Annotated in this window: 17 protein-coding genes; 15 read left to right on the forward strand and 2 right to left on the reverse strand. The window is 39.4% G+C overall.

Translation table 11 applies throughout. The annotated features are described in order from the left end of the window. The first annotated feature begins 2 nt into the window (after positions 1 to 2). A complete protein-coding gene (locus tag ACWTVK_RS07500) occupies positions 3 to 833 on the forward strand; it encodes a radical SAM protein (protein ID WP_303940602.1) in 831 nt (276 codons plus the stop codon). 48 nt (positions 834 to 881) lie between these two features. Here the strand turns inward: ACWTVK_RS07500 and ACWTVK_RS07505 are convergent, their stop codons facing one another. Beyond that, on the reverse strand, positions 882 to 2,042 hold the full coding sequence (locus tag ACWTVK_RS07505; RefSeq protein ID WP_456046455.1) for an aminotransferase class V-fold PLP-dependent enzyme: 1,161 nt from the start codon (positions 2,040 to 2,042) through the stop codon (positions 882 to 884). Between the two features lie 120 nt (positions 2,043 to 2,162). On the opposite strand from ACWTVK_RS07505, the gene yedE reads away from it, so the two are divergent. The 14 genes from yedE to ACWTVK_RS07575 all read left to right on the forward strand — a co-directional run bounded on the left by yedE (position 2,163) and on the right by ACWTVK_RS07575 (position 16,733). Further along, positions 2,163 to 3,224: a YedE family putative selenium transporter gene (gene yedE / locus ACWTVK_RS07510; protein ID WP_456046456.1), complete on the forward strand. Its 1,062-nt coding sequence runs from the start codon at positions 2,163 to 2,165 to the stop codon at positions 3,222 to 3,224. 17 nt (positions 3,225 to 3,241) lie between these two features. Further along, complete coding sequence (locus tag ACWTVK_RS07515; protein WP_308522335.1) at positions 3,242 to 3,490, forward strand: DUF3343 domain-containing protein; 249 nt, start codon at positions 3,242 to 3,244, stop codon at positions 3,488 to 3,490. A gap of 290 nt (positions 3,491 to 3,780) precedes the next feature. Then, positions 3,781 to 5,538: a 1-deoxy-D-xylulose-5-phosphate synthase gene (locus ACWTVK_RS07520; RefSeq protein ID WP_456046457.1), complete on the forward strand. Its 1,758-nt coding sequence runs from the start codon at positions 3,781 to 3,783 to the stop codon at positions 5,536 to 5,538. A gap of 278 nt (positions 5,539 to 5,816) precedes the next feature. Further along, entirely contained in the window at positions 5,817 to 6,500 is a 684-nt protein-coding gene (locus ACWTVK_RS07525; RefSeq protein ID WP_456046458.1) for a carboxymuconolactone decarboxylase family protein, read from the forward strand. Positions 6,501 to 6,671: 171 nt separating this feature from the next. Further along, positions 6,672 to 7,331, forward strand: a complete 660-nt coding sequence (gene trmB / locus ACWTVK_RS07530) for a tRNA (guanosine(46)-N7)-methyltransferase TrmB (protein WP_456046459.1) — start codon at positions 6,672 to 6,674, stop codon at positions 7,329 to 7,331. 1 nt (position 7,332) lies between these two features. Further along, positions 7,333 to 8,676: an FtsW/RodA/SpoVE family cell cycle protein gene (locus ACWTVK_RS07535; protein WP_119208615.1), complete on the forward strand. Its 1,344-nt coding sequence runs from the start codon at positions 7,333 to 7,335 to the stop codon at positions 8,674 to 8,676. Positions 8,677 to 8,786: 110 nt separating this feature from the next. Further along, positions 8,787 to 10,070, forward strand: coding sequence for a uracil permease (gene uraA / locus ACWTVK_RS07540; protein WP_105085250.1), 1,284 nt, complete (start codon positions 8,787 to 8,789; stop codon positions 10,068 to 10,070). 216 nt (positions 10,071 to 10,286) lie between these two features. After that, the gene (locus ACWTVK_RS07545) at positions 10,287 to 10,751 is read left to right on the forward strand and encodes an NfeD family protein (RefSeq protein WP_456046460.1); all 465 of its coding nucleotides are present in this window, start codon (positions 10,287 to 10,289) and stop codon (positions 10,749 to 10,751) included. Positions 10,752 to 10,787: 36 nt separating this feature from the next. Continuing rightward, the gene (floA, locus tag ACWTVK_RS07550) at positions 10,788 to 11,744 is read left to right on the forward strand and encodes a flotillin-like protein FloA (protein ID WP_129823811.1); all 957 of its coding nucleotides are present in this window, start codon (positions 10,788 to 10,790) and stop codon (positions 11,742 to 11,744) included. A gap of 8 nt (positions 11,745 to 11,752) precedes the next feature. Next, positions 11,753 to 12,487 carry a hypothetical protein gene (locus ACWTVK_RS07555; protein ID WP_308522332.1) on the forward strand — a complete coding sequence of 245 codons (735 nt, stop codon included), beginning with the start codon at positions 11,753 to 11,755 and terminating at the stop codon, positions 12,485 to 12,487. 248 nt (positions 12,488 to 12,735) lie between these two features. Further along, complete coding sequence (locus tag ACWTVK_RS07560; RefSeq protein ID WP_308522331.1) at positions 12,736 to 13,467, forward strand: COG3415 family protein; 732 nt, start codon at positions 12,736 to 12,738, stop codon at positions 13,465 to 13,467. 54 nt (positions 13,468 to 13,521) lie between these two features. Further along, positions 13,522 to 14,460: a hypothetical protein gene (locus ACWTVK_RS07565; RefSeq protein WP_060923819.1), complete on the forward strand. Its 939-nt coding sequence runs from the start codon at positions 13,522 to 13,524 to the stop codon at positions 14,458 to 14,460. 146 nt (positions 14,461 to 14,606) lie between these two features. Next, positions 14,607 to 15,200 carry a DNA glycosylase gene (locus ACWTVK_RS07570; protein ID WP_456046461.1) on the forward strand — a complete coding sequence of 198 codons (594 nt, stop codon included), beginning with the start codon at positions 14,607 to 14,609 and terminating at the stop codon, positions 15,198 to 15,200. 282 nt (positions 15,201 to 15,482) lie between these two features. Then, positions 15,483 to 16,733 carry an MFS transporter gene (locus ACWTVK_RS07575; protein ID WP_024065714.1) on the forward strand — a complete coding sequence of 417 codons (1,251 nt, stop codon included), beginning with the start codon at positions 15,483 to 15,485 and terminating at the stop codon, positions 16,731 to 16,733. Between the two features lie 186 nt (positions 16,734 to 16,919). On the opposite strand, the gene pepT is transcribed toward ACWTVK_RS07575, so the two are convergent. Continuing rightward, a complete protein-coding gene (gene pepT, locus ACWTVK_RS07580) occupies positions 16,920 to 18,143 on the reverse strand; it encodes a peptidase T (RefSeq protein WP_105085258.1) in 1,224 nt (407 codons plus the stop codon). Positions 18,144 to 18,280: the final 137 nt, after the last annotated feature.

An 18,280-nucleotide genomic window follows, 5' to 3' on the forward strand; every position in this document is an offset into this window, starting at 1 on the left:
TTATGAAAGAAATTCAAGGACAAAGTTTCCTACAAAATCATCCTTGTTACAACAAGGCCGCTTCTGCTAATTGGGGGCGTTTACATTTACCAGTAGCACCGAATTGTAATATTCAATGTAATTATTGTAATCGCAAGTACGATTGTGCGAATGAAAATAGACCAGGCGTGACACAGCATGTCTATACGCCACAAGAGGCGGCTGCCTTTGTGCACAAGGTGTTTGATGCTCGTCAGGATATCTCTGTAGTGGGTATTGCAGGTCCTGGGGACCCTATGTGTGATGCAGACAAGACGCTTGAAACCTTCCGTCTCGTAAAAAATGATTTTCCTCATGTCATGCTTTGTTTATCTAGTAATGGCTTAGCCGTACCTGATTATATTGATGAAATCGCTGACTTAGGAATTACGCATGTAACGATTACGACTAATGCTATTGATCCAGAGATTGCAAAAAATGTATACTCCATGGTTCGCTATGAGGGTAATATCTACAAGGGAATCGATGGGGCCCGTATTTTATTAGAACGTCAGGCTGAAAGTATCAGAAAACTAAAGGAAAAGAACATCATTGTTAAGATTAATACCGTAGTAGTGCCTGATGTAAATATGGATCATGTGCCAGCCATTGCTAAACAAGCAGAAGCCTGGGGTGTTGACTTGATGAACTGTATTGCTATGATTCCCGTTCATGATACGGCCTTTGAAAATCACCGAGGTCCAACTTCAGAAGAAATCGATAACATGCGTCAATTTATTGGACACTATGTGCCGCAAATGACACACTGCAAACGCTGTAGAGCTGATGCTATCGGTCGTTTGTGCGAAGCGTAGAAGCATAAAAGGCTATATACTCAAGGTATATAGCCTTAACAGTGATAGCTATTCTTTATAGTTCTTTACGATTGTGTTTAGAGCCGATAATGCAGCCTCTACATCTTCAAGTGTGTTAGCATAGCCAAAGGAGAATCGCACAGTTCCTTCTGGATAGGTTCCTAGTGTTTGGTGTGCTCGTGGGGCACAGTGGAGACCAACACGTGTCATGATGTGATAAGTAGATTCTAGTTCGTAAGCAATACTTGCTGGGTCCATACTATCGATTGTGATGGATACAACGGCAGTTCTATCTTGGATATTCTGCTTACCAACGATGTTAATACCATCTATTGATTGCAATCCTTCGAGGAAGGCTTGTGTTAACGCTAGCTCATGGTTATGAATGTTTTCCATTCCTTGTGACTCAATATAGGAGAGGCTTTCATTGAGCCCGATGATACCAGGTAGATTCAAAGTACCTGATTCGAAGGCATCGGGCATATGAGTAGGCATCGTTTCTAAATGTGAGAAGCTGCCTGTACCGCCAGCGATAAGAGGGGTTAAGGTGTGAGCCATTTCTTTTGTCAAGATAATGCCACCAATACCTTGAGGTCCCAATAAACCTTTATGACCTGTAAAGCAGAGGGCATCAATATGACATGCTTTCACATCAATAGGAATAACACCTGCCGTTTGGGCTGCGTCTACTATATATTGTAGATTATGAGCCTTGCAGATGGGGCCAATTAATTCGAGCGGTTGAATAGTGCCACATACATTGGATGCGTGATTAATAATCATAGCTACTGTGTTAGGACGAATTAATGGCTCAATAGAGTCCATTTGGATGGATCCTGTGGAGTCGCATGGAATAGTATCAAAGGTAATGCCTTTATCTAGTAGTTGCGTGAGCGGTCTCATAACTGCGTTGTGCTCCATTGAGCTAACGAGCACATGATCCCCTGCTTTTAATAGGCCCTTGATAACCATATTTAAGCTCATCGTCACATTCTGTGTAAAGATAACGTGCGATGGATCATGGCCGTTGAATAAGGTTTTTAGTCGTTGTCTTGTTGTATAGATAATATCCTCTACATCGTAGGCGAGAGCATAGGAGCCACGATTGATATTGATACCCCGGTTCGTTATATAGTCGGACATAGCGGTGGCGACTGTTGGTGCTTTGGGAAATGAAGTGCTCGCATTGTCTAAATAGATATAGTCCATAGATAATCTCCGTAAATAACAATGTATATTTATGGCTATTATATCATGAGTAGCATGTGGTATAGGATAGGAGCATGTACTCATAGAGTTTTTGTGTTTGTAGTTTGAAAGGAGTTTATTATGAGTGGGTCTCATGAAAAACGGAATTTAATTATCGCAGGCCTTATTATTGGTGCTATCGCGGGCTTCCTCGTATTAGCTGGAAATCCAGGTAATATGGGCTTCTGTATTGCGTGCTTTGTTCGCGATACTGTCGGTGGTCTAGGTCTACATCGTGCCGCACCGGTACAGTACATTCGCCCAGAAATTATCGGTCTTATATTAGGGGCTTATGTATTGTCCATGATTCGTGGCGAGCACCAAAGTAAAGGTGGTTCATCTCCAATTATTCGTTTTATTCTTGGCTTTTTTGTTATGATTGGTGCTTTGATGTTCCTTGGCTGTCCAATTCGAATGATTTTGCGACTTGGCGGTGGTGACCTAAATGCTTTGTTCGGTATTGCTGGTTTTGCAGGTGGTATTGGATTCGGTACAATTTTCTTGAAAAAAGGCTATTCTTTACAACGCACCTATGCGTTGAGCAAATTAGAATCTGCTATGATGCCTGCTATTCAAGTAGGTTTGCTCGTACTTGTTGTAACAGCACCAGCATTTATTTTCTTTAGCCAAAAAGGTCCTGGCGCTATGCATGCTCCATGGCTCATTTCTTTGGCAGCTGGTCTTGTAGTAGGTGGCTTGTCTCAACTTAGCCGACTTTGTACGGTTGGTGGCTTCCGTGATTTATTCTTGTTCAAAAAATCTATTCTTATTTTTGGATACCTTGCAGTGCTTGTAGGTGTATTTTTAGTAAATATTAGCTTCGGTAACTTCCATCTTGGCTTTGAAAACCAACCGATTGCACATACAGATGGATTGTGGAACTTCTTAGGTATGGCGCTTGCAGGTTTCTGTAGCGTATTGCTCGGTGGTTGTCCATTGCGTCAATTGATTATGACTGGTGAAGGTAATTCTGATTCTGCGGTTACAGTACTTGGCCTTGCAGCTGGTGCGGCGTTCGCTCATAACTTTGGTTTAGCTGCCTCTGGTGCTGGTCCTACACTAAATGGTGAAATTGCTGTAGTTGTTGGCTTTATTGTGGCACTTATTATTGCTGTAGTTAATACAAAACGAGCAAATGCGTAGATTAGAAATGGGGGATTATGAAATATATTGCAACATTTTACTCTCACTTTGGCGCGATTCGCTTCAACCGTGAAGCCCCTGAAGGGGTAACTAATATAGAACTCCGACCGGTGCCGCGCGATTTGAGTTCCTCTTGTGGAACGAGTGCATCCTTTGATGCTAGTGAAAGTTTTACTTTCACAGAGGATTCAACAGAGGAGATTGAACAAATCGTAGCTGTTACAGAGGGCGGTTATAAAACTATATATGAAAGTCCCAATAAATAAGGCCTAAAGCCTATTTAGAGCTATTAATGTAAACAGTTCTCCAATTATTATGTCATGTAAAAGAGGAGCTATCCGTTGGGATAGCTCCTTTTGGTTTCATATTAAATTTGTAAATGGATTTAGTTTCAGGAGTAATATATTTAGTATATAATCTATGTATATGATTAAAGGGTAGATTTAAATTTTATGTTTTTGCTTAACTTAAACCTAACTTTAAGTTCTATATTTGTTACATGCTGGACATACAGTATAGCACGGTTAGTAACACAAAACAAATAGGAAGGAAACTTATGAATTTAATTGATATGAAATCTCCAGCCGATTTAAAAGGCTTATCCCTTGCTGAATTAACAGATCTAACTGCACAAGCTCGTCAAGCCCTCATGACAAAGGTATCTGAACACGGTGGTCATGTTGGCCCTCCTATGGGCGCAGCGGAAATGATTATGGCCTTGCACTATGTATTTAACTCTCCTGTAGATAAGATTGTCTATGACGTATCTCATCAGTCTTATGTACATAAAATGGTTACAGGTCGTGCCTTAGCATTTTTAGACCATGATCATTATGACGATGTAACAGGTTATACAGATCCTGCTGAAAGTGAGCACGATTTCTTCAACATTGGTCATACCTCCACATCTATCTCTTTAGCATCTGGTTTAGCAACAGCTCGTAATTTAAAAGGGGACTCTGAAAATATTATCGCTATTATTGGCGATGGATCTTTATCCGGTGGGGAAGCTTTTGAAGGTCTCGATTATGCAGCCACATTAGATAGTAATATGATTATCATCGTCAACGATAATGACCAATCCATTGCAGAAAATCATGGCGGTTTATATCGTGGTCTTAGTGAATTGCGCAAAACTAATGGTGAAAGTTCCAACAATATTTTCAAGGCTATTGGTTTAGACTATCGTTTTGTAGCAAAGGGAAATGATTTAGAAACATTAATTGATGTGTTTAAGGATGTGAAAGACATTGATCATCCAATTGTGTTACATATTGTTACTCAAAAAGGTAAGGGCTATGCCATTGCAGAGCAAAATAAAGAAAAGTTCCACTGGACTATGCCATTTGACTTAGAAACAGGTAAGCTAAAAGCGAGAGATAATGGGCCAACGTATGTTGGTACGATTGCGAACTACTTGATGGAGCAAATCAAAGTAGATCCAACAGTGGTAGCTATTATTGCAGGTACACCAGGTGGACTTGGATTTAATTCCGAACGGCGCAAAGAGGCTGGCAAACAATATATTGACGTAGGCATTGCAGAAGAGCATGCTATTGCCATGAGTTCGGGTATTGCTAAAAATGGCGGTAAACCAGTATTTAATGTGTATAGTACATTTTTACAACGTACCTATGACCAATTAGTACAAGATCTTTGCGTCAATAATAATAGTGCCGTTATTATGAATCACCAGGCCTCTGTATATGGCATGAACGATGTCACTCATTTGGGATTCTTTGATATACCTATGCTTACAAGCATTCCTAATTTAGTATACTTAGCACCTACCAATAATGAAGAGTTGTTGGCCATGACTGAGTATGCCGTGCATCAACATGAGCATCCGGTAGCAATTCGTGTGCCTGTTGGTGAGTTTACTAGCACAGGTGTTGCAGATACAACGGATTATAGCCTCTTAAATAAATCTGAAGTGACTCGTCGTGGCGAAGGTATTGCTTTATTAGGCTTAGGTAATTTCTATCATCTCGCTAATCAAGTAGCTGATGAATTGGCTAAAGTAGGCATTAATGCAACTGTAGTAAATCCTAAATTTGCTTCTGGCCTAGACGAAGAACTACTAGAAGAGTTGAAAGTAAACCATTCTGTAGTATTTACCTTGGAAGATGGTGTAGTTGAAGGCGGTTGGGGCCAACGTGTAGCTAGTTTCTATGGTCCATCTAATGTGCGCGTTAAAAACTACGGTATTGCTAAAGAGTTCCACGATCGTTATGATGCAACTGAACTGTTAAGAGAAAATGGCATTTCTTTAGAACAAATTGTGGCTGATGCCAAACAAATTTTATCCGTTTAGTTTGATAAAATATTAAATAAATAATTCTCTCTATAAATGCAGTAGAAATCTAGTGAATTTCCGATTTCTACTGCATTATTTTGATGTTATATTTTATAAAAATATAACAAATGTTAAAAGATTATAGATTTTTTTCGAATAGGACTATAAAAATTAGATGAAGTATTATATAATATTATCTACAGTATGTATTACAGTAGAACAAGTTTGTTGTTAATGTACAAAAATATCACAGTATTATATAAGTAAGTATTAATGAAAAGGGAGATTCTAAGACGTTGAAAAAAGTATTAACCTTAACATTAGCCGTGGCCATCGTCGCCGGTGGCTATATGTCTGAGGCTAATGGGGCGGGAGAACAGCCTTCTAAGCAGGCACCGTCTATATCTGAGATAAACATATATACGCCTAAAGAACTCAACGCCCGCCAAAAGGATTTGGTCGATATTGGTCGCTATACAGCGTCCGGTGATCAAGGTGCGTTGAAAAGTTCAATCGCCTCTGCTATTGAGCGAGGTACGCTGACGCCGCAAGAGGTGAGTATTGCGATTCGTCAACTTTACTCTGCTGCTGGTTTGAAGCAAATGAATGCAGCTTTAGCTACATTCGATCAATTGCGTGAAGAGCGCCCTGAGTTTGGTGCTGATTACGAAAAATTGGTTCCTAAGCAAACAGGTCTTAGTGCTTTATTGGGGAATGGCACTAATGGGGCTGCTTTAACAAAGCAGAAGCCTGAGGACGCTAAAGAAGCGGTTCAATATAATACGTTCCGTATGAAGAAGCCGAAACCGCAAAATCGCAATCGTTCTCGCCTAGGTAAATTGGACCGTGAATTGGTCGCTGCCGCAGCTTTAGGTACGCGTGTAGGTAAAAATAATCTATTCGCTGCATCTGAAAAGAGTTTATCTGAGCTTGGCCTCAGCAAATATCAAATTGAAAATCTTGAAACTTTGATTTTCTAATATTATCTAGACCTACTTCTTCGGAGGTAGGTCTTTTTATGTGCTAAATCATATGTAGAAAAGGGAAATATAATTGACGTTTAACGCCCCCTTTTCTATAATTAATAAGATAGGTATATGACCTGTAATAATAGATATTATTTATAATTAATATAGATGTAAGGAGAAAGTATGCGCCTTCGTAGAAAACCGTGGATTGATGAAGCTATCCACGAATATGACTCTCATATTATTTTATCTGGTCAAGAGCAGTATAAGGGAAAATGGCGTGAGTTGTTTGCACATCCTGAACGCCCATTATATATGGAGCTTGGTACAGGTAAGGGACGCTTTATTGCGGGCATGTCTGAAGCGTATCCAGATGCTAACTTCGTAGGATTTGAAGTGCAAATGGGGGTAATTTATTACGCCGCACAAAAAATCTTTGAAGCAGAACGAGATAATGCTAAGGTATCTCTCTTTGATATCGCTGGTATTGAAGAGATTGTTGCGCCAGGTGAAGTAGATCGCTTCTATATCAACTTCTGTGATCCATGGCCTAAGGCAAAACATGCTAAGCGTCGCCTTACATATCATACATTCCTCGATCGTTATGCTCGTCTTTTAAAAGACGGTGGTGAGGTTCACTTTAAAACTGATAATGAAGGTTTATTTATGTTCTCTCTTGAAGAATTCAAAGAATGTGGATGGGAACTTAAAAATGTAACCTATGATTTACATAGTACAGACCTTCCAAATGTAAAAACTGAGTATGAAGAAAAGTTTAGTGCTAAAGGTCAACCTATTTTCCGCTTAGAAGCAATTAAGCCAAAAGTACAAAAGGAGGCTTAACATGGAAACACCGAATAAGGGGGATAGTCGGTGGGGCTCACTCTTTAAAAATGATTTACAAGGTATGCTCTTACCTATATTGCTCATCACGATTATAGGTAGTGTGAATATCTTTAGTGCCACTTATATTAACTCTATTTACGAAAATACAGGGCTTTTAGGGTACTTTTCAAAACATATAGGGTTCTTATTTCTTTCAATGGCAATAGGTGTTATTTTATATCGGTATGATTATAGGCAACTACAAAAGCCACATATGTTGCAACGCATAATGATTGCAACCCTAATAGGCATGGTGTTAGTTCTTGTGGCGGGCTCTGTCATTAATGGTGCGCGTAGGTGGATTGTTATCGGTCCCGTATCGATACAGCCGTCGGAATTTGCCAAGTTAGCTGCCATAATATGGACATCCGCTAAATTGAGTACCATGAGAAAATGGGGTAAATCAAGATATAATAATCCACTCACAAACTTACAAGGTTATGTGAGTGAGCGCGTAGGTTATATGTTGCCAATGTTAGTTTGGCCTATAATCTTTGCAGTGTTAACGATCTTGCAACCAGATATGGGGACAACTGTGCTAATCTTTGGGTTCTCCTTCATATTAATTTATTTAGCAGGTTTTGATGGTCGATTCTTTGGTGGTGCCTTTGCTGTAGCTGGCGTGATAGGCTTTATTGCAGCTCGTATGTCACCGTATCGTTGGGAACGGATTCAGTCTTGGTTCGACCCTTGGCCTCATGCTCAAGATATGGGCTATCAAACGGTGCAAGGCCTTTTGGCCGTAGGTTCTGGTGGTTTTCTTGGGGAAGGCTTTATGCAAGGTACATCTAAGTACTTTTACTTGCCAGAAGCACATACAGACTTTGCATTTGCCGTGTGGGCTCAAGAAATGGGCTTTGTTGGAGCTGTCTTTGTAGTTCTTTTGGTGGCAGCCTTTACATTCTTTGGATTCCGCATTGCTAATCGATCTCGCGATGAATTTGGCAAATGGTTAGCGATGGGGATAACCTTGCTCATCAGTGGACAAGCATTATTTAACATTGCCATGGTCTGTGGCATTATGCCTGTAACAGGGGTACCTTTGCCATTTATTAGTTATGGTGGTTCCTCATTGTTGATGAACTTTATGGCTATAGGCTTGTTAGCTAGCGTTGGTCGTCGCAATGTAGAAGGTGTAAAACAAGTTGGTACTGCTGAGGCTTTGCCATCTTTACGCGAGGAAACGCAAAGCCGATTCAAACCGGCTGCTCCGAAGAGTCCTCAAAAAACGGAAATGCCTGGTCCATTTAGACCGAGAGAGACTAAAAAGCCTACTCGTAGACGACCTAGGTCTGAACGTTGATATTTAACTTATGTAGTATAAGGTGAATATATTTAGTGTGGATTTATATAGCATCTCTTAAGAGGTGCTGTATTAATGTAACGTACTTGTATTGTGTGTGAGGAGAAAAAATGAAGGATTATATTGATATCCAAGAACGCCCGTCCTGGGGTCGAATGTTGCCACTTAGTTTCCAACATTTATTTGCTATGTTTGGTTCTACTGTATTGGTACCATATTTGTTAAAAGTAGATCCGGCAACAGCTTTATTTATGAATGGTATCGGTACATTACTGTATTTATTTGTTTGTAAAGGTAAAATCCCTGCATATCTCGGATCTAGCTTTGCTTTCATTGCTCCTGTAGCGGGCGTATTATCTGCAGGTCTCGGTTATGAGGCCGCAAAGGGGGCCTTCGTTGTATTTGGTCTATCCTTTGTGATTTTATCTATTCTCGTTCGTTATATTGGTACTCGTTGGATCGATAAGTTATTCCCTCCAGCAGCGATGGGGGCTATCGTAGCTATTATCGGTTTGGAATTAGCGCCAGTAGCGATGAGTATGTCTGGCCTTATTGGTAATCAAGATTTAGGCATGAGCCACAGCCAAGCTATTTTTATCTCTATGTTTTCCTTAGTTGTTACCTTGCTTGGTACTGTTGTGTTCCGTGGCTTCTTAGCTGTAATCCCTGTTTTGATTGGCGTTGTTTCCGGCTATATCTTGTCTGCTTTCATGGGCGTTGTTGATTTCTCTGGTGTAGAGGCTGCTCCTTGGTTCTCTTTACCACAGTTCTATGGCATGCCTGTATTTGATATCAATGCCATTATTATGATTATGCCAGCACTCTTTGTAGTATTTGCTGAGCACGTAGGTCATTTAGTTGTAACAAGCAACATTGTATCAAAAGACTTGATGAAAGAACCAGGTTTACAACGCTCCTTGCTAGGTGATGGCCTTGCGAACATCCTTTCTGGTTTCTTTGGTGCTACACCAAATACGACATACGGTGAAAATATCGGTGTCCTCGCTATTACTCGTTGCTTTAGCGTATGGGTAATTGGTGGTGCTGCAGTTCTTGCGATGATTATCTCCTTTGTAGGTAAAGTAGCAGCTCTTATTCATGCTATTCCAGTTCCAGTTATGGGTGGTGTATCCATTCTTTTATTCGGTATCATTGCAGCATCCGGTTTGCGCATGCTTGTAGAACGCAAGGTAGATTATACAAACCCTGTTAATATGATCTTAACATCTGTTATCCTTGTTGTAGGTCTTAGCGGTGCAGAACTTGCGGTAGGTCCTGTTGTATTGAAAGGCATGGGTCTTGCTACTGTAGTAGGCATGGCAATGAGTATTATCTTATTAATCCTTCAAAAAACAGGCGTTGGTAATGATCAATTGAAAAAAACAGAAGTATAATTCAAGTTGCTAGAGAGGCTATGATATAAACCTGTGTGTTTATAAGCCCAATTTGTTTTTTACTCCTTATAATAAACGACTACTAGATCAGATGTATCTCTGTGAAAGTAGTCGTTTTTAGTTTACTTATTATTAGTAATTATCTTTATAAATTATTTTTAATATTGTATAATGAGTATATAAGTTGTATAAAATTAATTATAGAGAGGAGGGCCTATGGAGTTTTTAATTTGGATGGCTATAGGGATTTCCCTGATGGCGGTAGAACTCGTTGTACCGGGCGGTATTTTGGGGCTCATCGGTTATTGTGCATTTCTTTGGGGCGTTTTTGTAGCTCTTGGAGAAGGAACGATAGCGCTGTATGCAGTTCTAGGATTAACAGCCTTACTAATTGTCCTTATCATCGTGTTCTTTAATCACTTTGAAAAGACTTGGATAGGCAAATTGTTTACCTTAGGGCAACGATCTACGACCAAGGCTGGCTATGTATCTACTGATGTATTAGAGGATTTAGCTGGTAAAGAAGGCGTAGCTCATACTACACTGCGCCCTGCAGGTATTGCTAAAATTGATGGTAATTTGGTAGATGTTGTAACCGAAGGGGACTTCATCGATGCCGGTTCACCGATTGTGGTGCTTCGTGTTGTAGGGGGCCGCAATATTGTTAGAAAGCGCGATTAAGCTTTCACCACATCGTCGTATATAATGGAGGTTATTATGGATGTAGGTATTTTAGTTTTGATTCCCATTCTACTGATTGGGATTATGGTGTTCTTGTATGTTGTGCCATTAGGCCTTTGGGTATCTGCTCTTGCAGCGGGCGTTAATGTTGGTATCTTTACACTCGTAGGTATGCGCTTGCGTCGTGTAAATCCATCCCAAATCGTAATGCCTTTGATTAAAGCTAATAAAGCAGGCCTTGATGTAAACGTAAATCAGCTAGAAGCGCATTACCTTGCAGGTGGTGACGTTGACCGCGTCGTAGATGCGTTGATCGCCGCTGAGCGCGCATCTATTCCTTTGACATTTGAACGTTCTGCAGCTATCGACCTTGCAGGTCGCGATGTATTGGAAGCAGTACAAATGTCCGTTAATCCTAAAGTGATTGAAACACCAATTATCTCTGCAGTAGCGAAAAACGGTATCGAACTCAAGGTTCGTGCTCGTGTAACTGTACGTGCTAACATTGACCGCCTCGTTGGTGGTGCTGGTGAAGCTACTATTATCGCCCGTGTTGGTGAAGGTATTGTAACAACTGTAGGTTCCTCTGAAGAGCATACAGATGTACTAGAAAATCCAGATCACATCTCTCGTACTGTTTTGGGTAAAGGTCTTGATGCGGGTACTGCATTCGAAATCTTGTCCATTGATATTGCTGACGTAGACGTAGGACGTAATATCGGGGCTCAATTGCAAACAGACCAAGCTGAAGCGGATAAGAAAATTGCTCAAGCTCGTGCGGAAGAACGCCGTGCCATGGCTGTTGCTACAGAACAAGAAATGCGTGCGAAAACACAAGACATGCAAGCTAAGGTTGTGGAAGCACAAGCTGAAGTTCCTAAAGCATTGGCAGAAGCTTTCAGAAACGGTAATCTTGGCGTTATGGATTACTACAATATGAACAATATTATTGCAGACACTAAAATGCGTGAAAACTTAGCAGATAGTGAATAGGAGTAGCTATGGACTCTATTTTGTCTTCCGTGCTATCCATCTTTTCGAATAATCCTATATTTGTTCTAGCTATCATCGCGTACATTGCTTTTTCTATTATAAAAAGCAAGAATACTGAAGAGCCTGAAGAGTATGAGGACCATGAAAGTTCAGGTCAGACTTGGGAGGATATGGAGCGTGAATATGGTATCTCTATAGAGAAAAAGCCTGTAGAACCTTCACCTGAGGATTTGTTGTATGATGATGATTTCTATCGAGATATTTTTAAAAATAGACCGATTGAGAATCAGCATCCTGAGGCCCCTTTACGAAAAAAGGGCGGAAGACTGTTTCAATATGATGATACGGAGACATCTGAAAAACATGTTGAAGTGCATCCAAGTAATGATAAAACTCAAACAGTTTTAGGTTCCGAGAATCATTACGATGAAGCGTCTACAACGCAACAAGGTACTCATGGTTCATCCAAGAAAACCTCAATTAAATCAACTAGCTTTAGTACTAATACGACTCGCTCGGCTCGAGAATCTGTTACAGGTCCTTCTTTAAATGAGCGATTAGCTGAGTTTAAACGAGATAAAGCATCTAAAGAGGGTCGTGTTCTTCTTGAGAATATAGGCGTTACGACTGCCCCAGCTGTAACCTCAACAGGTAAACGAAAAGCTAATCATGCCTTGAAAGAGGGGATGAAGTGGTCTATCATTTTAGGCAAGCCTAAAGCTCTAGAGCGGAGATATCGCTAATCAGGATACTAATAACAATAAGCTCCACTAGGAGGTTATTAGGCAATAGAATATGGATGGTTTATGCATAGATATTGTGATAGCAACTAGAATTACACCTATCATATGCGGTGCATATAATTACATATGGAAAGAGGTTCCTATTGGTCACCTATGTGACTATTAGGAACCTTTTTTGTATTGTTTTTTCTTGATGGAGCTTTCACAATAATAGAGAAAGGAGTTCGTCTATAAGGAAAGGTGATATTATGTATCGTAATGTGCGCGTTATACCTAGACAGCTATTGGAACAACTATATGTAGAAAAACAGTGGAGTGTTAGAGAGGTAGCAGCGTATTTTCAGTGTAGTGTAGACACTATTATGCGACGCATGAAGCAGTATGACATTGAGCGAAGACCTTTAAAAAAGGATATCAATATGGTTCATGTACAAGCTCTATACGAAACTGGTAAGTGGTCTCTACACTCGTTAGCAAAGCGTTATGATGTGTCTATTACGACAATGGCAAGCCGTATGAAGGAATATGGACTGGCTTGTCAGCGGTCCACGAAGAATGTATCTATCGATCCAGTACGTATTTGTAGGGCTTATAAAAGTGGAAATACTTCGGATTCTATTGCTCGCATGTACGGTATATCGCAATGGAAAGTACATCATGTGTTGAGGCATATGGGAATGTGTACAACACCGAAGGTACAAAATCATCGAAAGGTAGAGGAGATGGCTTACTTATATATTCATCATCATATGAGTACAGATGATATAGGTTTAGCCTATGGTATACGAGGATCTACGGTAGCTATTTATTTACGGGAACAAGGCATAGAAATTCGTACCAATACTTTACAGTTAGATGAAAATAATATAAAAAAACTACGGGCAAAAGGGTATGGTGTTGCTAAAATAGCGCAGATGATGGGCTGCTCTGCTTCTGCGGTGAGAAAGCGACTAGCTATGAAAAAATATATCTCTCCTTGATGTAGTGTAGTAGATACTATATACTTAAATTTATACAATGATGGGAGGAATATTATGTTCGAAATTATCTCTGCTTTAATACCGTTTTTCTTACTTGGCATAGTTGCTGCTGGTTTATCCCGTGTATCTGGGGTGGCCTTGTCAATGATTATAGTACCAACTCTATTGATTTGGGGTGCTAATGCCATTGATGTCATCGCTTTCATGTTGCTCTTTGTAGTGTATAACAACTTTACAATGGAGACACAAGACGTTCGTTTAGATTATAAAGATCTTGTATTATTCCCTAAGTGGCGCTTGTGCATTCCCTTTATTTTGACTATTATTACAGCCTACTTTGCACCGGCTGCGGGCATTGCAGTCTTTATGGCTTGCTTTGTATTAGAACTATTGGCTACCGTGTATAAACGCATTCCTGAAAATAAACGTCCTCGTTTACACCGCGTTATCGTTACGTCCGTTTTGAGTGCTGTTGTAACGGCTGTAGGTGCTTATGCAGGTCCCAAAATTCCTAGCGAATACTATTTCATCTGTGCTGGTTTAGCAATCTTAGTTATTACAGGCTTTGCATGGTATGTAGGTAACCATCGAGATGCTTTTAGAGGTGCGTGGGAAACAATTTGGGCTGACTTTAATCTATTCTTGGGTATGTTTGGTGTAGAAGCATCTTACTATCCAGCAGCGCTAACTCGTTCTATTCCAAATCCAATGGATCGTATGTTACCAATGATTACCGTAGTAGGTGGTTATGCAGGTCTCATGGTGGTGTTTGGACTGTATAATATCTTCTCCATACCATCCTTGATTACTGCTATTGGTGCGGCTATCGGTATTCGTCTCTTTGGTTTGTACGAGTTTCCACGCCATGGCAGCTTCTCCTACTTGGCTATTGGATTTGCTGTAGCTGCTGTTGTGTGCTTGTACCTCGTATCTCCAACACCAGTAGGTTTTGATTATATCAATACATTGGTATCTCAACCTATCGTTCAATAATGGTTGATCTTATAGTCATCGCTATATGTTTTAGTAATATTTTTAATATCTCACGTAGTATGTTATTGAACTTGAATGTGTGACATAGTTCATATATTGTGCTGAAAGTTGAGTCCATACTAGATTGTGAAAGGAGTTGATGCTCTGTGGCAGAAACAATTGAAACGAGACCATTTCCGCCGTTCTTACCAAAGAATACGACGGTAATGATGATGGGGACATTCCCACCAACTTCCGAAAAGCGTTCTATGGAATTTCATTATCCTAACTTTCAAAATGATATGTGGCGCGTGTATGGCTTAGTATTCTTTGACGACAAAGAACACTTTAGAAAAGGCGAGGAAAAAGCCTTTGATGCGGATAAGATTAAAGCGTTCTTATCTGAAGCGGGGATTGCTTCTTGTCCTACTGTTTTAAAAGCTATACGCGAAAAGGGCAATGCATCGGATGCATTTCTTAAGGTCGTTGAACCTGTACCGCTTGCAGAGGTATTGGAGCAAATTCCACAGTGTAAACATATTGGGACCACTGGTGGTAAGGCCACAGAAATTTTGTTAAGCCTTTTGCCAGAAAAGGTTAAACTACCTAAAACAGGGGAGACAATTCCCTTTGTGCTTAACGGTCGTGAATTGACGTTAACACGATTGCCATCTACATCTCGTGCATATCCATTAAGCCTTGCCAAAAAGGCTGAAGCCTATAAAAATTTCTTTAAGGCTTGTGGATTACAAACGAAATAATCTTGATAAGTAAACTAATTTAATATGTATAAATAACACCTTTGTTGTTATATTGTGTTTTTAATGATGCTATATAAATTGTCAAAGGTGTTTTTATTATCAAAAATTAATGTGAATTAGAAAAATGGATGTAACTATATTATGATTGGTTGTATATATCTTATTATAAATAAAATTAATGAGATATATAACATTTTAATTCTTGATTTTTAGAGTGAGAGGTTTATAATTAACCTTTGTTGCAAATGGTTGACAATAGTTTAAGAAAATGGAGTTGATATTATGGATAAGGCTAAAGAGGCCTTATGGACAAGATCCTTTGTCCTCGATACTTTGATTAATTTCTTAGTATTTTTGATTTATTATTTATTAATCGTTATTATTGCGGTAGTAGCAAAGGATAATCTTCATGCCACAGCAAGTCAAGCTGGCTTGGCCGTTGGTATTTATATTATTGGTACTGTTGTTGCTCGTTTGTTAGCAGGGCGGTTTATTAGTATCTTAGGCTGTCGTAAGATGTTGTACTTAGGTTTGTTGATTTACTTGATTTCAACAGCTATGTACTTCTACACACCTAATTTATTGATGCTCGATAGTGTTCGTTTCTTAAATGGTTTTGCTTACGGTATTACATCTACAGCTACAAGTACAATCGTAGCCGCTATTATTCCAATGTCACGTCGTGGTGAAGGGATTAACTACTATGGTTTGTCTACATCTCTTGCCGCTGCAGTAGGCCCGTTTTTAGGTATTTTGATGCTTCATAGCCTTGGCTATGACTTTATCATCGCCTTCTGTGTTGCTCTTATCATCCTTTGTGGTATCGGTTCCGTTATCATGAAATTTAATGAACCTAAGCTCGATATTGATTCTGAAGAACATAAAGGCATTAAAATTTCCGATTATATCGAACCACGTATGAATTCTATTAGTCTTGTTTCTATACTAGTAGGTTTTGCATACTCTGGTGTTATTGGTTTTATGGCAGCTTATACAAAAGATTTAAACCTTATCTTAGCAGGTACATTCTTCTTCGTTGTATATGCTGTAGTTATTACGATAACAAGACCATTACTTGGTATTGTATTTGATATGAAAGGGGAAAACTTCGTTCTTTATCCTTGCTTCATATCTTTAGCGCTTGGTATTTTCTTATTGTCCATCGCTCACTCTACATGGCTTATACTCTTATCTGCTGTGTTTGTTGGTCTTGGTTACGGTACATTTATGTCAAACGGTCAAGCAGTAACTGTTAAAATCGTTCCTGTTCACCGCATTGGTGTTGCCACATCTACATATTTCATTGCCTTAGATATGGGCCTAGGTTTTGGTCCATACATTTTAGGTGCTATTAAAGAGGTAGTCGGTTATACAAGTATGTTCCATGTTACTGTTGTAGTAGCACTTCTTGCATTCGTTGCTTATTATTTCCTCTATGGCCGTTATGTAGGTACTGAAAAAGATCTTTCTTTGAAAGCTCGCGCTGAAGAAGAACAAATCAGAAATCGTAAACGTAATGGAAAATTAGCATAACATTAGCTATATTACTTACAAGCACATAACATATAGAAAGGACTATACGAGATATCTCGTATAGTCCTTATTTATTGTTCAGGTATCTTAGTATTCCATTGTATTCTATACTACTAGTTTAGTATTTAAATATCGTTTAAATGCCATTTAGTAGTATAGGTGCATGAGAAGTTACATCGTAATCTATTATTTCTCAATATTAACGATGTTTACGATAATTTCTACGGCTTTTTTCATGTCATCAATACATGCGAATTCGTGACGACCATGTAGGTTTTCTACGCCAGTAAAGATATTAGGGGTAGGGATGCCCATGAAGGAAATTTTAGAACCATCTGTACCGCCACGGATAGGGTCGCAAATAGGAGTAATACCTGCTTTTTCCATAGCTGCTTTAGCTACGTTGACACATTCCATGTTGTCTTTGATGATATCGTACATATTGTAATATTGATCTTTTACGGATACTTCACATACTTCGCGGCCATAGATTTCGTTTAATGTTTGACCAGCTTGTAAGAAGAATGCTTTTTTCGCTTCGAACAATTCTTTGTCATGGTCGCGTATGATATAGTTCATTTTACCAGTATCTACTTGAGTTTCCATGCTCATGAGCATAAAGAAACCTTGGCGACCGCATGTGTGTTCTGGAACAGCAGCACCTGGTAATAGAGCATCGAATTGCATTGCTAATTTAGCACAGTTAATCATAATGCCTTTCGCAGTGCCAGTATGAACTGATACACCTTTTAATGTAACAGTACCGCCAGCAGCATTAAATGTTTCGTATTCAAGTTGGCCAAGGCTTTCACCATCAATAGTATAAGCAAAATCAACAGGGAATTGTTTTACATCAAAGTGATCTGCACCGGTACCGATTTCTTCATCTGGGCCAAAGGCACACATGATTTTACCGTGCTTGATTTCTGGATGAGCTACGAGGTAGGCGAGAGCTTCCATGATTTCGCAAATACCAGCTTTGTCGTCACCGCCTAGTAGGGTAAGACCATCGGTTACCACCAAGGATTTACCAATATAGTTCTTTAAATTAGGGAAATCTGCACGACGTGTGTAGATTTGATGCTCTTCGTTGAGGCAAATATCGCCGCCATCATAGTTTTCTACAATGCGAGGTTTAATATTTTCTGCGTTGTAATCAGCTGTATCCATATGAGCGATAAAGCCAATAGCAGGTGCCTTTTCATCTGTATTAGCATTTAATGTGCCAATAACAAAACCATTTTCACGGTTATAAATAACTTCATCTAAACCGATTGCTTTTAAATCGGGAACAAGTACATTAGTTGCAAAATCTACTTGTGTTTGTGTACTCGGAATAGTAGTGCTTTCTTCGTTTGACCGTGTATTTATGCTTGTATAGCGTACAAAACGTTCGACCATTGATTCCATAATGAGCCTCCTCGTAAGTAAACATACGTGTTATACATATTGGTATAAATACTGTATATAATAAAGGTTCTTAATATACTTTCATTGTAGAACAGTGGGGATGAAAATGCAAAATAAATATTTATGGAAGGTGTGAT

The sequence above is a fragment of the Veillonella sp. Ser01 genome (genome assembly GCF_053850375.1).